The organism is uncultured Acetobacteroides sp., from assembly GCF_963667355.2.
In the GTDB taxonomy this organism is placed as follows: domain Bacteria; phylum Bacteroidota; class Bacteroidia; order Bacteroidales; family ZOR0009; genus Acetobacteroides.
Genome location: NZ_OY763328.2, coordinates 3,278,601 through 3,294,866, shown reverse-complemented (window position 1 = coordinate 3,294,866; position 16,266 = coordinate 3,278,601). Strand labels below are relative to the sequence as shown.

The window sequence follows — 16,266 nt, the reverse complement described above, 5'->3', positions numbered from 1 at the left end:
GAATGAATAGTGCTGTAAACACACTTTTAAAAGAGCAATGCGTAGAATGGCAGCAATGCGGCGAAAACTACGCAGCTCTCGAAACTGTTGAGGTTCGCAATACCCAAATCGAAGGATATAGCTTCAAGGTTCAGTTCAACCCCAAGCGAATTCAGTCGTCGGCTGCCAAGGTCGACCCCAAGAGCATCAAGGAGCGCAAGTGCTTTCTCTGCGAAGCCAATCGTCCTGCTGTACAGCGGGGCATCCCTTTCGCAGCCAAGTCGGGGAATGCCTATACCATACTGGTAAACCCATTCCCCATCTTCAAGAAGCACCTTACCATTCCTGCCGTTGACCATATCGATCAGCGAATAGATGGTAAAATTGCTGACATGCTCGAGCTTGCAGGTTGCTTAACCGACTACCTCATATTCTACAACGGTCCCAAATGCGGAGCTTCTGCCCCCGACCACTTCCATTTTCAGGCTGGGAACAAGGGATTCCTTCCCATAGAGATGGATATCGAGGCAATCCTAAGTTCGCAGGCAAAACAGGTTGCCCCTGATGTTTACGTGCTAAACAATGCCGCTGCGCACACCATTGTATGCAAATCGGCTAGCATCAATACCATCATTTGCTGGTTTAACCAGTTCTACTCCAAGTTTAGGCAGATAACCAACTCGGAAGAAGAACCAATGCTGAACCTGCTTGCCTGGGTGAACAACGGTCATTACCACCTTGTGGTATACCCTCGCAAAACGCATCGCCCAAGCCAATTCTTTGCAGAAGGAGATGCCAACATCCTGATTAGCCCTGCCTCAATTGACTTGGGTGGCATCTTTATAACGCCGCTCGAGAAAGATTTTAGCAAGCTTACGGAGACCGATATTAAGGATATCCTTCAGCAGATAACGGTTACCCCCGATGTTTTTAATAAGCTAATTCAATGAAAAGTCCCGAGATAACTGTCGGAATAATGTTTCAACCCTCCATCGAGTTCGTTCTCGATGGAGTGTTTACGTTTAATGGCAAGGAGTACAGCGGTTCGCACAGAGTCGAGTATCACAAGGGAAAGATATCCTTCGACGAGCAACTTTACGACAAGTTCTCCTTCGAAGGCTCCAACCCCAAGTCTACTTTTCTCCTAAAGGATGTTGTTATTGGCATAGGCTTCCACTGGGAGCGCAAGGAGGATCAACGCTTTGAAGGGAACCTCGACTTTATTATTGAGGATGAGAAGCTAACCGCCATCAACCGCATATCCATAGAGAGGTATCTTGTAAGCGTAATTTCGTCGGAGATGAGCGCCACCAGCTCGCTGGAGCTGCTCAAAGCTCATGCCGTTATTTCGCGCAGCTGGATGCTTTCTCAAATCCAAAAGCGCACAGCGCTCGAGAGCTCTGCGAAATCCTACATCAGCGATATCCGTACCAACGAGGAGTGGACCAAGTGGTGGGATCGCGAAGACCATACCAACTTCGACGTGTGCGCCGACGACCACTGCCAGCGCTATCAGGGAATCACACGTGCCAGCCAATCGCTCGACATGGTAGAAAAGGCAATCGACCAAACCTTCGGCGAAATGCTCATGAACGGTGAGCTAATCTGCGATGCCCGCTTCTCCAAATGCTGCGGCGGAGCCGTCGAAGAGTTCCAAAATTGCTGGGAACCAGAAAAGCATCCGTACCTAGTTAAGCTCTACGATAATGCAGAAGGTCAGCTCCCCGATTTAACCACCGAGGAGAATGCCGACAAATGGATTCGTAGTGAACCTGACGCATTCTGTAATACAAAAGATGCAACAGTGCTATCGCAGGTGCTTAACAACTACGATCAGGAAACCACCAATTTCTACCGATGGAAGGTTGATTTCGATGCACTAGAGATGAGTTCGCTGGTAAATCGCCGCATCGGCATCGACTTTGGTACCATTACAGATCTAGTACCTGTCGAACGAGGAACTTCGGGTCGCCTTACACGACTAAAGGTTGTTGGAACAAAGCAGACGCTAATACTTGGCAAGGAACTGCTCATCCGAAAGGCATTCTCCGAATCGCATCTCTACAGCTCAGCCTTCGTTATCGATAAAACCGAAAAGGGCTTCACCTTCACAGGAGCAGGCTGGGGACATGGCGTTGGCTTATGCCAAATTGGTGCTGCCGTTATGGCGCATAAAGGTTATGCCTACAAGGCAATCCTAAACCATTACTTCCCATCAGCCTCCATCGAAAAAAAATACTAATTACTGGCAGGTAATACCGGCCTAACCTTTTTAGAAGACTATGAATCAAACCCAAAAAAGCAAGAATCACTGGTCGTGGATCCCCTCGCTTTACTTTGCGCAGGGCATTCCATACGTAGCGGTAATGACCGTTGCTGTGATTATGTTTAAGCGAATGGGGTTATCAAACACTGATATCGCACTATACACAAGTTGGCTTTATCTCCCATGGGTTATAAAGCCTTTATGGAGCCCCTTTATCGATTTATTAAAGACGAAGAGGTTGTGGATCGTTTCCATGCAGCTGCTCATCGGAGCAGGATTTGCGGGCATTGCGTTTAGCATTCCCACCTCATTCTACCTCCAAGCATCGTTAGCATTTTTCTGGCTAGTAGCATTCAGTTCAGCCACCCACGACATTGCTGCCGATGGCTTCTACATGATTGCGCTAGACGAGCACGAGCAATCGCTCTTTGTTGGTATCCGTAGCACATTCTACCGCATTGCCATGATTGCCGGACAGGGTGTTCTTATCTGGATTGCTGGTGCATTAGAGGTTTCAACCGGAATGAAACCTGTTGACATCAACATTCAAGGAAAAACCGAACAGGTTGCAGCATCTTCTGCTTCAAAAGATACGCTGCTAGGACAATCGCTTCCAGGCGAAATCCATTTCTACACCGCAGCCGCAGAGCATGCTATGCAAATTGGAACAATTCCATCCGATAGCGCCCAGAAAATGATCGCCTTTGCCCGCGATTACAACCTCCGAAATGGATTCTCAACCGATACCGAGAGCAAAAAAGCCGAAGTTGCCAAATCGCAAAACAGCTCGGTTTGGTCTACATACGTTTCCGAACCGCTTGGCAACTATCTTAAAAAGCATTTTGGCGAGAATGTACGCGCCAAAAAGGCTAAGGTATCGAGCACCGCTGGTAATGTAACAATAGTTGCTGTACGCCTTTCGCAAAAGCCTGAGAACGGAAGAGATGTTGTCCTAAACACCTCGCTAGACTTTGGCGATAAGAGCTTCACGCTAGTTCAGGGTGAACGTTTGGTGTTTAAAGGGGAGAACTGGAACAAACCAGCATTCGTAGCCGTACAGGTTAACCCCAATCTAACAAAAGCAAGCTCAGCAACATTCTCTGGCGTGTCAGGAAACATTCCAAGAGCATGGTCGCTAACCTTCTTTATTCTAGCAGCGCTATTCGGAAGCATCTTTGTTTATCACAGAATTGTACTCCCCCGCCCTGACGACGATCGTCCTTCAAAAGACGTTACGGCAGGCAATATTATGAGGGAATTCCTCAATACCTTTAGCACATTCTTCCAAAAACCAGGAATCAAAACCACGCTATTCTTCCTTCTTACCTATCGCTTTGCCGAATCGCAGCTGGTTAAGCTGGCATCGCCATTTATGCTGGATGCAAAAGAGATGGGCGGTTTAGGATTAACCACCAGCCAGGTAGGTTTATTCTATGGAACAATTGGCGTTATTTCCCTTACAATAGGTGGAATCCTAGGTGGTATTGCAGCCTCGAAGAAAGGGCTAAAGTTCTGGTTATGGCCAATGACGCTGTCGATAACCATACCCAACTTATGCTATGTTTTCCTATCGCAGGTTCAACCCGACAACTACTTCCTTATCGGTATTACGGTTGCTGTAGAACAGCTCGGCTACGGATTTGGATTCACAGCCTATACGCTTTATATGATATACGTTGCCGTTGGCGAGCATAAAACGGCTCACTACGCAATATGCACTGCATTTATGGCTCTTGGCATGATGCTCCCAGGCATGGTTGCAGGATGGGTAGAAGACCTTCTAGGCTACAAGCACTTCTTCATCTACGTTTTCTGCTGCACGATACTCGTGTACCTTGCAAGTTCAATGCTTAAGATTGATCCTACATTTGGAGTAAAAAAGAATAAGAATTAACAATGAAACTCAAGTATCTTATTGCACTATCACTATTCATGACCCTCTGCTTTTCTAAGGCAGAGGCTAGTCGTGAAGTGAAGTGTGGAATTGACGTCCTCAAAGAAAATGGGTTTAAGGAGCTACAGGGTAAGCGAATTGCCCTGATAACTAACCCTACAGGTATTGACAGATCGTATAAAAGCACGATCGATATCCTTAACGGAGCACCAGGCGTAAAGCTCGTTGCCCTATTCTCGCCCGAGCACGGTGTGCGTGGCGATGTTTACGCTGGCGATAAGGTTGAAACTTACGTCGATCCTAAGACTGGCGTAACCGTCTACTCGATTTACGGCAAGAGCCAACGCCCTACCAAGGAGATGCTTGATGGAGTTGACGCCATTGTGTACGACATACAGGATATTGGAAGCCGCTCGTATACTTTCATCAGCACCATGGGCATTGTAATGGAGGAAGCGGCTAAGTATGGAAAAGAATTCATCGTGCTCGACCGCCCTAACCCTGTTGGAGGCGAAAAAGTTGAAGGCTGCCTTGTTGAGGATGGCTTCTACTCGTTCGTAAGCCAGTTTCATATCCCATACGTTTATGGCTTAACCCCAGGCGAGGTTGCCCTAATGCTTAACGGAGAAGGAATGATCAAGGGCAAATGCAAGCTTACCGTTATTCCTATGAAGGGATGGAAGCGTTCCATGACCTACGCTCAAACTGGGCTCGACTGGGTTGCCCCATCGCCCCACATTCCTAATGCCAATGCGGCGCTATACTATGCAACAACGGGTATTCTTGGCGAACTTGGGGTTGTATCAATTGGCGTTGGCTATACCCTGCCCTTCCAAATTGTTGCTACCGATTCTATCTCGGCAAATCAGCTAGCCGATAGCCTCAATGCGCTTAAGCTCGAAGGCGTTCACTTCCGCCCAATATTCTGCAAACCTTTCTATAGCGTTGGCAAGGGGGTAAACTACCAAGGGGTACAGATTCACATCACCAATCCTAAGACGGTTGTCCTTTCGGATATCCAGTTTTGGATTATGCAGGAGATGTACAAGCAAAATCCCAAGATCGACTTCTTTAAGCGCTGCGAAAAGGATCGCTTAACCATGTGGAATAAGGTTTCGGGAACCGACTACGTCCTAAAGGAGTTCGGCAACGGATATAGCTTCGCCAAGATTAAAGACTACTGGCACAAAGACGACAAGTCGTTCAAGGAAAAATCGAAGAAGTACTACTTATATAAATAGCCATGGATACACCTCTAAACCCATCATCAAAAAGGTTACTATCGCTTGATGTACTTCGCGGTATAACCATCTCCGGGATGCTTCTGGTAAACAATCCAGGCTCGTGGGGGCACATTTACACCCCACTAGAGCATGCTCCTTGGCATGGACTTACGCCAACCGACTTGGTATTCCCATTCTTCATGTTCATCATGGGCGTATCGATGTACATCTCGTTAAGCAAGTTCAACTTTGCGTTTTCGCCAGACTACTTTAAGAAGCTGGCAAAGCGCAGCGTCCTCATCTTCCTTGTTGGTACGGCAATTGGCTGGTTTTCGTTAATGTGCCACGGCACCTTCGACATCAGCACCAACCAACCCTTCTGGGAGCGCTTTACCTCATCCGTTTTCCCATTCGACAAGATCAGAATACTTGGCGTAATGCAACGGCTGGCGCTAAGCTCGTTCTTTGCATCGCTGCTGGTTGTTTTTATCCCCTCTAGGCATTGGCTGAAGGCGGCTGCCGCCATTCTTGTTGGCTACTACCTCATCCTGCTATTCGGCGATGGATTCGAGCTAACCCCCAACAACATCATCATCCGCGTAGATACGGCACTCTTTGGCGAGGCGCACATCTACCACGGCGAAAGCATTCCGTTCGACCCAGAAGGGCTGCTAAGCACCATCCCTTGCCTTGCCCACGTAATCCTTGGCGTGTACTGCGGTAAGCTGATAAAGACTACAACCGACTTAACCGAAAAGATCAGCAAGATCTTCATCTTTGGAACAATCCTCCTCTTTGCCGGATTGCTGCTTAGCTACGGCATTCCGCTCAACAAGAAAATCTGGACTCCAACATTTGTATTAACAACCTGCGGGTTGGCATCGCTGCTGTTGGCCTTGCTTGCTTGGATTATCGACGTTAAGGGGAAGAAAAAATGGAGCGTTTTCTTCGAGTCGTTTGGTATTAACCCGCTCTTCCTTTACGTTTTGGGAGGGGTGCTCTCCATCCTAATGGGCAGCATCAGCTTTATGTACAACGATGCGCCGGTAAGCATTAAGGGATTTATCTACAACGGGCTTGTGAGCACCTTTGTCGATGAGACCTTTGCCTCGCTAATCTTTGCGCTGTTCTTCATCTTCATTTGCTGGATGATTGGGCATCAGCTTTACAAACGAAAAATTTACATCAAGCTATGATACTTATTGCAGATAGCGGCTCTACCAAAACCGAATGGGTGGCCGTTGAAGGCGGAAAGGTTGTTGCCACCATCAAGACTTTAGGCATCAACCCCGTTTTTCAGACCGTTGAGGAGATTCAGAAGGACGTAGCGGACAATGTGGCTCCCGCTTTTGCCGGCCTAACGATTACCGAGTTCTTCTTCTACGGTGCAGGATGCCTCCCCGAGAAGATTGAGGGCGTGCGCCAAGCCCTCGCCCACTCCTTTTCGGCTGCAACCATCAGCGTGCAGAGCGACTTGGTTGGTGCTGCCCTTGCGGTTTGCGGCAACAAGCCAGGCATTGCCTGCATTTTGGGAACGGGCTCGAACACCTGCTTCTGGGATGGCGAGAAGATCGCGAAGAACGTTTCGCCCCTTGGCTTTATCCTTGGCGACGAGGGTAGCGGTGCCATGATGGGCAAAACCTTTGTTGCCGACGTGCTCAAGAATCAGATGCCCGAGCATATCGCCAAGAAGTTTATGGAGCAGCTGAACCTTACCCCTGCCGAGGTTATCAACAGGGTGTACCGCCAGCCATTCCCCAACCGATTCCTGGCCACGTTCACCCGCTTTATGAACGAGAACAAGCACGAGAAGGAGATTAGCGACCTTATTACCCGCAACTTTATTCTCTTCTTCGAGCGCAACATCAAGCAGTACGACTACACGAGCTACCCCGTGAACATCATCGGTTCGATAGGGTTCCACTTCCGCGAAATGCTCGAGGCAGCGGCTGCTCCCCTTGGCATCAAGCTCGGCAAGGTTGAGCAGAGCCCCATTAATGGCTTAATTGAATATCACTCTCGCTAAGATTATAAGACTACGACTATGGCTTTTAAGAAGATCACAGAGCAACCATCACTCTATAACGACTTAGAGAAGAAGAGCGTTTCGGAGCTGCTCTTCGACATCAACAGCGAGGACCAAAAGGTGGCCCTTGCCGTTCGCGAAACCATCCCCCAAATCGAGAAGCTCGTGGAGGGCATCGTTGAGCGCATGAAAAAGGGAGGACGCATCTTCTACCTCGGCGCCGGAACCAGCGGCCGCCTAGGCGTACTCGACGCTTCGGAGATTCCGCCAACCTACGGCATGCCCCAGGGCAAGGTTATCGGCCTGATTGCCGGAGGCGATAAGGCGCTCCGCAACCCCATCGAGGCCGCCGAGGACAACCCCGAGCGGTCGTGGGAGGAGCTTACCGCCCACAACATCGGCGAGCTCGACGTGGTGATCGGCATCGCCGCTTCGGGAACCACCCCCTACGTGATTGGAGCCTTGGAGAAGGCGCGCGCCTTGGGCATTCTTACCGCAGCCATATCGTGCAACCCCGATGCACCCGTATGCAAGGCGGCAGAGATTGCCATCGAGCCCATCGTAGGCCCCGAGTTCGTAACCGGATCGACCCGCATGAAGTCGGGAACCGCCCAGAAGCTGGTGCTGAACATGATTACCACCACTACCATGATTAAGCTGGGTAGGGTTAAAGGGAATAAGATGGTAAACATGCAGCTCACCAACAAAAAGCTGGTAGACCGCGGCACCCGCATGATCGTGGAGGAAACCGGGCTCGACTACGAAACCGCCAAGGCGCTCCTGCTGGAGCACGGATCGGTAAAAAAAGCCGTTGATGCCTTTAGGGGTAAAGAATAAAGCGTAAACGCATGCAGGCTTTCCCTAAAACGGAGAGCCTGCTCGTTTTTACGCAAGCAGGATAGTCCACCCGAGCGGTTTTTTATCGACTCACAGGTGCAGAAACTCCCAAGCTGGCAGCTTGGCCCCAATTGCAGGCATAGAAACTTCCAAACAGCTAGTTGGGAGTATAAAAAGTGCGCTGGCAGGCCTCATGCAACCAGTTTTAGCCAAAAAAGCATACTGGCAAGCTCCATGCAGCCATGTTTGAGGCAAAAATGTGCGATGGGAAGTTCCATGCAACCTGCGTAAGCCCAAAAAAGTGCGCAGAGAACCACCGAGATCGTATTTTTTGAACAAAAAAGGGGGCAAGCCCCCGCTAAGCAGCCCGCTTGAAAATGATTACTTTTGTTTGCTGAAGCAAAAAGCGGCTAGATGCTCCGCTTTTAGCCTCAAGATGGAGGTCGAAAAGTCCCCCATTCGTTCAAAGATCAGAAGCATCAACCATAACTCGAAGACCATACCAATCATTTCTCCAATGAAAAGAAAAAACATAGCCTTGCTTGCTGCACTGCTCACCGTATCGTCCGTATACGGGCAGCAGAACCAGCTGGTAAAAGAACCTATCAAAGGCGATTTCCCCAAGGGGCTATCGGGGAGGCACATCGCCATGTGGCACAGCCACGGATACTACTACGAATCGAAGCTCGACCGATGGGAGTGGCAGCGCGCCCGCTGCTTCAGCAACGTGGAGGACATCGGCAACATGCCCTACGTGGTGAAGTACCTGGAGCCGATGCTCGAGAATGCGGGTGCGGTGACGCTTATTCCCCGCGAACGCGACTACCAGAAGCAGAGGTATGTTGTAGACAACGACCTATCCACTAAGGGCGGAACCGTCACCAAGCTGGGCGTCTGGAAGGCAGAGCACGAGGGCTACAAGTACAAGGCCGTGCTCTACCCCCACGACAACCCTTTCAAGATGGGAACCCACCTCGAAGCAAAGACCTCGTCAAAGGGTACGGCCAGCCTCACCTACAAGCCCCACATGGCGCCCACCAAAAAGGGCGACTACGCGGTGTACATCTCGTGGGCCAACACCCCCAGCAACGTCAGCGACGTAACCTACAAGGTGTACCACACCGGAGGCGTTTCGGAGTTCGTTGTTAACCAAAAGATGTACGGAGAAACGTGGCAGTACCTCGGCACCTTTAACTTCGATAGCGCACATGCCGCCGTGGTAGTGTCGAACAGGAGCAACGAAAAGGGAGTGGTTACCTCCGATGCGGTTCGCTTTGGTGGAGGCATGGGCATGGTTGCCCGCCGCCCATCGGCTACTATCACCGATAACGCAAAATCCAGCTCCAACGGGGCCGCCAAGGCCCAATCGGTAAACCCCGACGACTACGAATGGAAGACCAGCGGCGTGCCCAGCTACCTCGAGGCCTCGCGCTACTACCTGCAGGCCGCCGGTATCCCCGACAGCATCTACAGCCGTACCAAGTACCAGAACGACTACAACGACGACTACCAGAGCCGTCCCCATTGGGCCAACTTCCTCAAGAAGCATAAGGTGCCCATCGACCTAACGCTGGCCTTCCACACCGACGCCGGAGCGACCCCCAACGACTCGATTGTGGGTACGCTGGCCATCTACAGCACCAAGAACGGCAACATGAGCGATGGCCGCAGCCGCCAGCAAAGCGGAATCATGGGCAACATCATCCAAACCCAGGTGTGCAACGACATCAAGCAGCTGCACAACTCGAAGTGGACCAAGCGCGCCCTCCGCGATGCCTCGTACAGCGAAGCCTCCGTTGCCGACGCCCCTACCCTGCTCCTCGAGCTGCTATCGCACCAGAACTTGGCCGACATGACCTACGGGCTCGACCCCCGCTTCCGCTTCACCGTTGCCCGCGCCATCTACAAGGGCATGGTACGCTACCTAAACGGTGCCGATGCCCCCATTCAGCCGCTTGCGCCCAATAGCCTAGCAATTGAAAAGGTAAAGGGAAAGACCATTCGCCTTTCGTGGAAGAATACCGCCGATCCGCTAGAGCCCACCGCCAACGCCGCCAAGTACCGCATCTACATGCGCACCAACGACAACGGATTCTCGCCCAAATTCAAGGAGGTAACCGGCGAATCGGCAGAAATAGAGCTACCCGAATGGGGCACGCGCTACTCGTTTAAGGTTACCGGCGTCAACGATGGTGGCGAAAGCTTCGCCACCGAGCAGCTGTCGGCATGCCTCTTCAACAACAGCCAGAAGCCAGCGCTAATTGTCAACGGCTTTACCCGCATATCGGCCCCAAAATCGTTCGACCTAGGCGCAAAAGCAGGGTTCGAATGGTGGGAAGATGAGGGCGTAGCCGATGGCATGGAGCCAACCTTCCTTGGGTATCAGCAAAACTATAACCGCAACGAGCCTTGGCTCGACGACGACAACACCGGATGGGGCTCATCGGGTGTCGAATGGTGGGGTAATACCGAGCACGGCAACACCCACGACTTTACCCATACTCAGGGAGCATCCTACCAAAAATGGGGAATCTCGTACGTCTCTACTAGCCGTAGCGCCTTCGAGAGCAGCACTACCGTTACGCCATACCGATTTATCGATGTACTCTTTGGCGAGCAACGCACCGTTAAGAACTTTAGGGAAGAGCGCGACAGCTTTGCCGTATTCACCCCCAAAATGGTGGAAGCACTTGACAAAGCTGTAGGCAAGAACATCCCCCTACTCCTATCGGGAGCCTACATCGGCACCGATATGGTTGAGCAAAAAGATTCCTCAGCCATTAAGTTTGCCGCCGACAAGCTTGGCTTCAGGTGGATGACCAACCATGCTAGCAATACCGGAGTCGTATATTCTACCGATAATGCAAAACCATACATCAAAGGGACATGGAATTTCAACGGTTCAACCCTAACGCCCGAAGAGCTCAACGGTAGCAGCCTTCGCATCGAAGCACCCGATGCCATCGAACCCACAGATAAAGCAATCCGCATTATGCGCTACCGCGATACGCAAACCAGCGCAGGAACGCTGCTAAAATCGAATGGTAGTAAGGTTGTTGTACTAGGTTTCCCACTCGAAGCAATATCTTCAGAAGCTGCGAAGAATTCGCTGATGAAGCAGATATTTACATTTTTCGGAGTCGATTTCAAAAAGTAACACACCCCAATAACAACGTAAAAAGGTGGCTAATGCCACCTTTTTACGTTTATACCAGAGCCAAATAAAGCTACATTTCAATCTTGAACACCTCTGTTTCGTCATGGCTAATTGCATTCAGCATCATCTTTTTAATAGGCATCAGCTGAGCCTCTTTTATAGACGACAGCAACTTTTCGGCTAGTTCGAAATTACCCTGCTCTCTGGCAATCTCAGCCTTAATCATTCTTGAGTAAACATCGCTTTCGTCCAGCAATTCCGAAAGGGCATTCATATTAGTAAGCCAAATAGTTTTTTCATCTTCGCTTTCGAAAAGGGACTTACCCTGCCTAACCCTGTCATTAAATGCCCAAAGAAGCTCCATCCGCAGAATTTCCTCTTCGTCAGGTGTCACCGTTTGGGTGTTATCGGTTAGCATTTCCACATATTCAATGATGCTAAGCGATCTAACGATAGGAAGTTCTTCTTCAACCGGATTTACCTCTACGGCTGCATCCTCTATCCAGAAGAACTCGTTGCACTTGCTACAGCGAGATACCTCAAGAGCCTCATTCAACTCCGACGAAACGGTTTTACCATCGGAGTACATTTCGTAATCCTTAAGCTTCTTTGCTGGCTTAACCATTCGGTGCTGCGCGCCGCAATAAGGGCACTTTACTACTTGAAAACTTTGCATTTCCTTTATGTTTATTTCTTTACTTCCACGAACGAATAAAAACTATCATCAGCAAACCATATATCTCGAGCCTGCCAAGTAGCATCAGAAGAGTTAGCCACCACATCGAGAAATCGGGTAGGCTGCCATAATTCCCCATTGTGCCAACTAGCCCAAAGCCAGGTCCCACATTGCCCATACACGCCGCTGATGCCGAAAATGAGCTAAGGATATCGAGGCCAAACATTCCTAAGACAACCGTCGACAAGAAGATAATCATGACGTAAAAAACGATGAACAACAACGAGGAGCTTACCACCTCATCTGCAATGATGGTTTTCCCTATGCGAACAGGGATAACCGCATTGGGATGCTGAAGTCGCTTTATCTGAGTTTTGATGGTATTGCCAAAAAGCACAACCCTATCCACCTTAATTCCGCCCGATGTTGACCCCGCACAACCGGCCTGCATCATAAAAAGGATGAGCAGCATTATAGCAAACGGTGGCCATAGCGAAGTGTTGGCATTATAAAAACCTGTTGAGGAAGCCAACGATGCAACCTGAAAAAAGGCATGCTTAAAAGAATCAGCCCATCCCGTATAGGTCGATAACCGAAGCCCTACAGATAAAACCAAAGCCCCTATCAAAATAGAAAGCAGATAAATTTTTGCCACACCCGACTTAAATACAGAGACCTCCCTCCGCATAAAAGAAGCGAATATCAGGCTAAAGTTTAGCCCCGAAACAACCATGAAGATAAAGATGATTACCTCGGCAACGGAGTTATTAATACCAATTATATTGCTATTGCTCATTGCAAATCCGCCTGTTGATATGGTACTAAACGAGTAAGCGATAGCATCAACAACGCTAAGTCCCGACAAGTATAGGAGTATCGCTTGAAGAACCGTTAAGATGATGTAGACCACAAGAATCGTGCGTAGAGACCCAAACACCCCTTTAGAAACGTTCAACTTCGATAGCGACGACATCTCTATCTTAGATAGGTTAGCATGTACCTTGCCCAGCGAAGGAAGAACTACCAACGCAAAAAGGACAACGCCACCTCCACCAATCCACTGGGTCGAGGATCTCCAAAAACGAATGCTTAACGGTAAGGCATCAATGTTTGCCAACGAGGTAGCACCTGTGGTTGTATAGCCCGAAACGCTTTCGAACCATGCCTTTGTTACAGAAAACTCACCACCCCACAGCAAGTAGGGTAGCATACCAATAGCACAACAAAGAAGCCACGAAAAGGCTACAATAACGTAACTTTCCTTTAGGCTAATATCACGATAAACAGGAACAAATATCAAAGGGAAAGCCCCCATCGCCGTAGTAACCAAAAAGCTGAGCAGCAAAGGAAAAAATCCCGCATCAAAATGATTTAAAGTAGATACAGTAGTTGCAATAAGCATGAAAACTGCATTAAGCAGTAATCCCATCGATACATACCTAACGATAACAAAAAGTCTCATTAGTCTTCTATCTTATTTGATTTGTTTTGAATTATGAGTTTTTCAACCGAATTTTTCAGCCGCTCAAGTTCATCTTTGGTATCAACCTTAACCCTAAAAGGGATAGCATGTTTTACGTAATTCTCAACACCTTGAGAAATTCGAGTTATCGGAGTAACAAAAAAGATGTTGACAAAATAGTTGAAAAGGAAAACAAAAACGATCCCTACCCCAATGGCTATAAGACCAGGCATCATAGCTCTGTTCGCTCCTGTTTTCATTTGTTTGACATTTTGATATATAGCTTTTTGATTAACCGCCATCAAACTATCGACTGCTCTAATAAGTTGATTTTGATTAGGCATAAGAACAGCAAAATACCAATCAATATTTTTGGCATTTGAACTTAAAACAGCACTATCCACCTGCATCTTAAACATTCTATAGCTGCTATCTATTGCCTTAACGTAATGTTCTTCTCCTTCAATTGTAAGATTATTCAAAGCAGCACTATAGGATCTTTCAAAAAGCTTTTCACCATCATCAATGGCCTTTATTGCCCCCTCCGACTTACCATTAATAGCAAGGAGAACCCCCTGATTAATTTGGTTCAATGCGCCAACCATCTGTTTTGAGACTTCAATTGATCGAAGATTATCATTTAGCATACCCTGCACTGAATTGCCCATACTATTTACCTCAAAAAGGGTAATTGCACCTGAGAGGAAAAGCAGCAATCCTATTACAACAAAACCGGCTAGCATTTTAGATTTAATCCCCATAACAGTACTTTAACTCTTGTTAATTTAATACGAAAATAGGGAAGAAAAAGTAAAAAAACACCCACATTCGTTCATAATCTATTTTTAATATATTAGCAAAGCGTTTCTACACCCATCAATGTCAGATAAAGACCTTATAGAACAAACACTTAACGGAGACAATTCTCACTTCAGGCATCTTGTAGATAAGTACAAGCAACAGGTGCAGCGGACCTGCTATGGCTTTACGCAATCGCTTCCCGATGCTGAGGATATTGCTCAGGAGGTGTTTATCGAAGTATTTGAATCGCTTGGATCTTTTCGACATGAGTCGAAATTTAGCACTTGGATTTACCGGATAGCAGTAAACAAATCGCTAAATCATCTGAGAAAGCAGAAACGAAGGCTGATAATGCAAAGCCTCGAAGACCTGCTGATTGGGAAAGGAAAGGCTGATACAGGGGAATACATAGATGACCATCGACTACCAGATGACTTTACCGATCCCGATGAAAACCTCAAAAGATTAAAACTAGCCCTTAACGAGCTACCGAACAACCAGAGAGTTGCAATCACGTTATTCACCTATCAGCAACTTTCATACAAGCAAATCTCCGAGATTATGAATATTTCAATATCATCGGTAGAATCGCTTATATTTCGATCAAAACGAAATCTTAGAAGGATTTTGGTGGCAAAGTCTAATTATTAGAACCGAACCGCAAGTTTTCAATCAAAAAATTGTCAATAGATAAAAGGTATACACATGAGATGTAAAGAATTCAAATCAAGATTCATCAACAACGAGCCCTCGCAGCTCGATGAGGTTGCCTTTTCCCATATGGATTCATGTGCAAATTGTAAGCAACTGTACGAATCATATTTAGCCTTATCAAGCCAAATCGAACAGGCAAAGTGTCCTACATTTAACCCATACTTCACCGAAAAGGTCATTGACAAACTAGCCCACAAACCACAACAACGCCAGTATAACAGCGTCCGTTATGCCCTAATTGTATCGGTAGTTGTTACCTTCCTTGTCGGAGGTCTTACTGTTTACATTGCACACAGCAAAAACCAGTCGCAGCAGTACGATATGCTCAGCCTTAACGATATTACGAAAGTACCCGTTGCTTTCGAAAAATAAAAGTATTACCATGAACTCGTTTCTTAAGCCAAAAATTCTCCTTTGGGTTATAGCATTGCTTCTTGTTGCCAATGTTGCTACATTTATTGGCGTTGTTATTGTTCATTCAGACAAAGAAGACTCACCAGAAAAGCAGCGCAACCATTTTTTTAAGAAGTTAGGGCTAACAGAAAATCAAAAAAAGAACTTTATTGCCAGAAAGGCGCACTTCAAGGCAATCAACGAACCTCTCTATAATAGGTACGATAGCATAATGATCCAATTACATTATCAGGTTAGCAATACACCTCCTGATACTGCTACGATAAGAATATATACCGATAGTTTAGGACTACTAAACGCTCAAATTCGCAAGAATTGGCTTACATACTCCATTGAAGTTCGCAAGAGCCTTAGCAAGGAACAGCAAGCAAAATACGATAAGTTGACATTAGAGCATTTAAAATGCAAGATGAAATAGAAGATACCACTAGATATAATAAAGGAGAGCATTACAGTAGGATGCTCTCCTTTATTTTTTATTCTTTTGCGATAAAGGCACAAAAAAAAGAGCCAACCACTAGGTTGACTCTAATTTCTTTGCTTATCGTTGCAAATTACTTTACAGCAGGAGCAGCAGTATCAGCAGCAGCAGTATCAGCAGCAGCAGTAGTATCAGCTACAACAGCAGCAGTAGTGTCAACAGCAGTAGTGTCCTTTTGCTCAGTCTTGTTTCCACCGCAAGCTGCGAACATAGCAGCAACAGCAACGATAACGAGTAACTTTTTCATTGTACAGTTTTTTGTTTTGTGAAACGATTAAATTCAATTGCACTGCAAATATAATCGCAGAATTCCAATGTTGTACCCTCTTGGGGTAA

Annotated in this window: 14 protein-coding genes and 1 pseudogene; 11 read left to right on the top strand and 4 right to left on the bottom strand. The window is 47.6% G+C overall.

All coding sequences use genetic code 11. From position 1 onward, the window contains the following. Nucleotides 1–2: 2 nt before the first annotated feature. From ACHZA1_RS13645 to ACHZA1_RS13610, 8 genes and pseudogenes are all read left to right on the top strand, one after another. Nucleotides 3–929 (top strand): DUF4922 domain-containing protein, encoded by a 927-nt coding sequence (locus ACHZA1_RS13645; protein ID WP_320052415.1) that lies wholly within the window; start codon nucleotides 3–5, stop codon nucleotides 927–929. After that, nucleotides 926–2,221, top strand: coding sequence for a SpoIID/LytB domain-containing protein (locus ACHZA1_RS13640; RefSeq protein WP_320052414.1), 1,296 nt, complete (start codon nucleotides 926–928; stop codon nucleotides 2,219–2,221). The genes ACHZA1_RS13645 and ACHZA1_RS13640 overlap by 4 nt, the downstream gene beginning before the upstream one ends. A 40-nt stretch (nucleotides 2,222–2,261) precedes the next feature. Further along, nucleotides 2,262–2,777 (top strand): annotated as a pseudogene (locus tag ACHZA1_RS13635) (MFS transporter); the annotation flags it as partial. Nucleotides 2,778–4,141: 1,364 nt separating this feature from the next. Further along, nucleotides 4,142–5,380 carry a DUF1343 domain-containing protein gene (locus tag ACHZA1_RS13630; RefSeq protein WP_320052413.1) on the top strand — a complete coding sequence of 413 codons (1,239 nt, stop codon included), beginning with the start codon at nucleotides 4,142–4,144 and terminating at the stop codon, nucleotides 5,378–5,380. Nucleotides 5,381–5,382: 2 nt separating this feature from the next. Then, complete coding sequence (locus ACHZA1_RS13625; RefSeq protein ID WP_320052412.1) at nucleotides 5,383–6,558, top strand: DUF5009 domain-containing protein; 1,176 nt, start codon at nucleotides 5,383–5,385, stop codon at nucleotides 6,556–6,558. Continuing rightward, nucleotides 6,555–7,388: an ATPase gene (locus ACHZA1_RS13620; RefSeq protein WP_320052411.1), complete on the top strand. Its 834-nt coding sequence runs from the start codon at nucleotides 6,555–6,557 to the stop codon at nucleotides 7,386–7,388. Before ACHZA1_RS13625 ends, ACHZA1_RS13620 begins: the two co-directional genes overlap by 4 nt. 18 nt (nucleotides 7,389–7,406) lie before the next feature. Next, complete coding sequence (murQ, locus tag ACHZA1_RS13615; protein WP_320052410.1) at nucleotides 7,407–8,225, top strand: N-acetylmuramic acid 6-phosphate etherase; 819 nt, start codon at nucleotides 7,407–7,409, stop codon at nucleotides 8,223–8,225. A 517-nt stretch (nucleotides 8,226–8,742) separates the two neighbouring features. Next, nucleotides 8,743–11,382, top strand: coding sequence for a fibronectin type III domain-containing protein (locus ACHZA1_RS13610; RefSeq protein ID WP_320052409.1), 2,640 nt, complete (start codon nucleotides 8,743–8,745; stop codon nucleotides 11,380–11,382). Between the two features lie 70 nt (nucleotides 11,383–11,452). On the opposite strand, the gene ACHZA1_RS13605 is transcribed toward ACHZA1_RS13610, so the two are convergent. From ACHZA1_RS13605 to ACHZA1_RS13595, 3 genes are read right to left on the bottom strand one after another with little or no spacing between them, the layout of a single operon-like run. Then, complete coding sequence (locus ACHZA1_RS13605) at nucleotides 11,453–12,058, bottom strand: hypothetical protein (RefSeq protein WP_320052408.1); 606 nt, start codon at nucleotides 12,056–12,058, stop codon at nucleotides 11,453–11,455. 19 nt (nucleotides 12,059–12,077) lie between these two features. Beyond that, nucleotides 12,078–13,520, bottom strand: a complete 1,443-nt coding sequence (locus tag ACHZA1_RS13600) for a TrkH family potassium uptake protein (RefSeq protein ID WP_320052407.1) — start codon at nucleotides 13,518–13,520, stop codon at nucleotides 12,078–12,080. Next, nucleotides 13,520–14,281, bottom strand: coding sequence for an MCP four helix bundle domain-containing protein (locus ACHZA1_RS13595; RefSeq protein WP_320052406.1), 762 nt, complete (start codon nucleotides 14,279–14,281; stop codon nucleotides 13,520–13,522). Before ACHZA1_RS13595 ends, ACHZA1_RS13600 begins: the two co-directional genes overlap by 1 nt. 118 nt (nucleotides 14,282–14,399) lie before the next feature. Between ACHZA1_RS13595 and ACHZA1_RS13590 the strand changes: the two genes are divergently transcribed. The 3 genes from ACHZA1_RS13590 to ACHZA1_RS13580 are packed head-to-tail and all read left to right on the top strand — an operon-like array spanning nucleotide 14,400 to nucleotide 15,867. After that, on the top strand, nucleotides 14,400–14,972 hold the full coding sequence (locus ACHZA1_RS13590) for an RNA polymerase sigma factor (RefSeq protein ID WP_320052405.1): 573 nt from the start codon (nucleotides 14,400–14,402) through the stop codon (nucleotides 14,970–14,972). Nucleotides 14,973–15,026: 54 nt separating this feature from the next. After that, entirely contained in the window at nucleotides 15,027–15,407 is a 381-nt protein-coding gene (locus ACHZA1_RS13585; protein ID WP_320052404.1) for a hypothetical protein, read from the top strand. Between the two features lie 10 nt (nucleotides 15,408–15,417). Then, nucleotides 15,418–15,867, top strand: a complete 450-nt coding sequence (locus ACHZA1_RS13580; protein WP_320052403.1) for a hypothetical protein — start codon at nucleotides 15,418–15,420, stop codon at nucleotides 15,865–15,867. Nucleotides 15,868–16,003: 136 nt separating this feature from the next. On the opposite strand, the gene ACHZA1_RS13575 is transcribed toward ACHZA1_RS13580, so the two are convergent. After that, nucleotides 16,004–16,177, bottom strand: a complete 174-nt coding sequence (locus ACHZA1_RS13575) for a hypothetical protein (protein WP_320052402.1) — start codon at nucleotides 16,175–16,177, stop codon at nucleotides 16,004–16,006. Nucleotides 16,178–16,266: the final 89 nt, after the last annotated feature.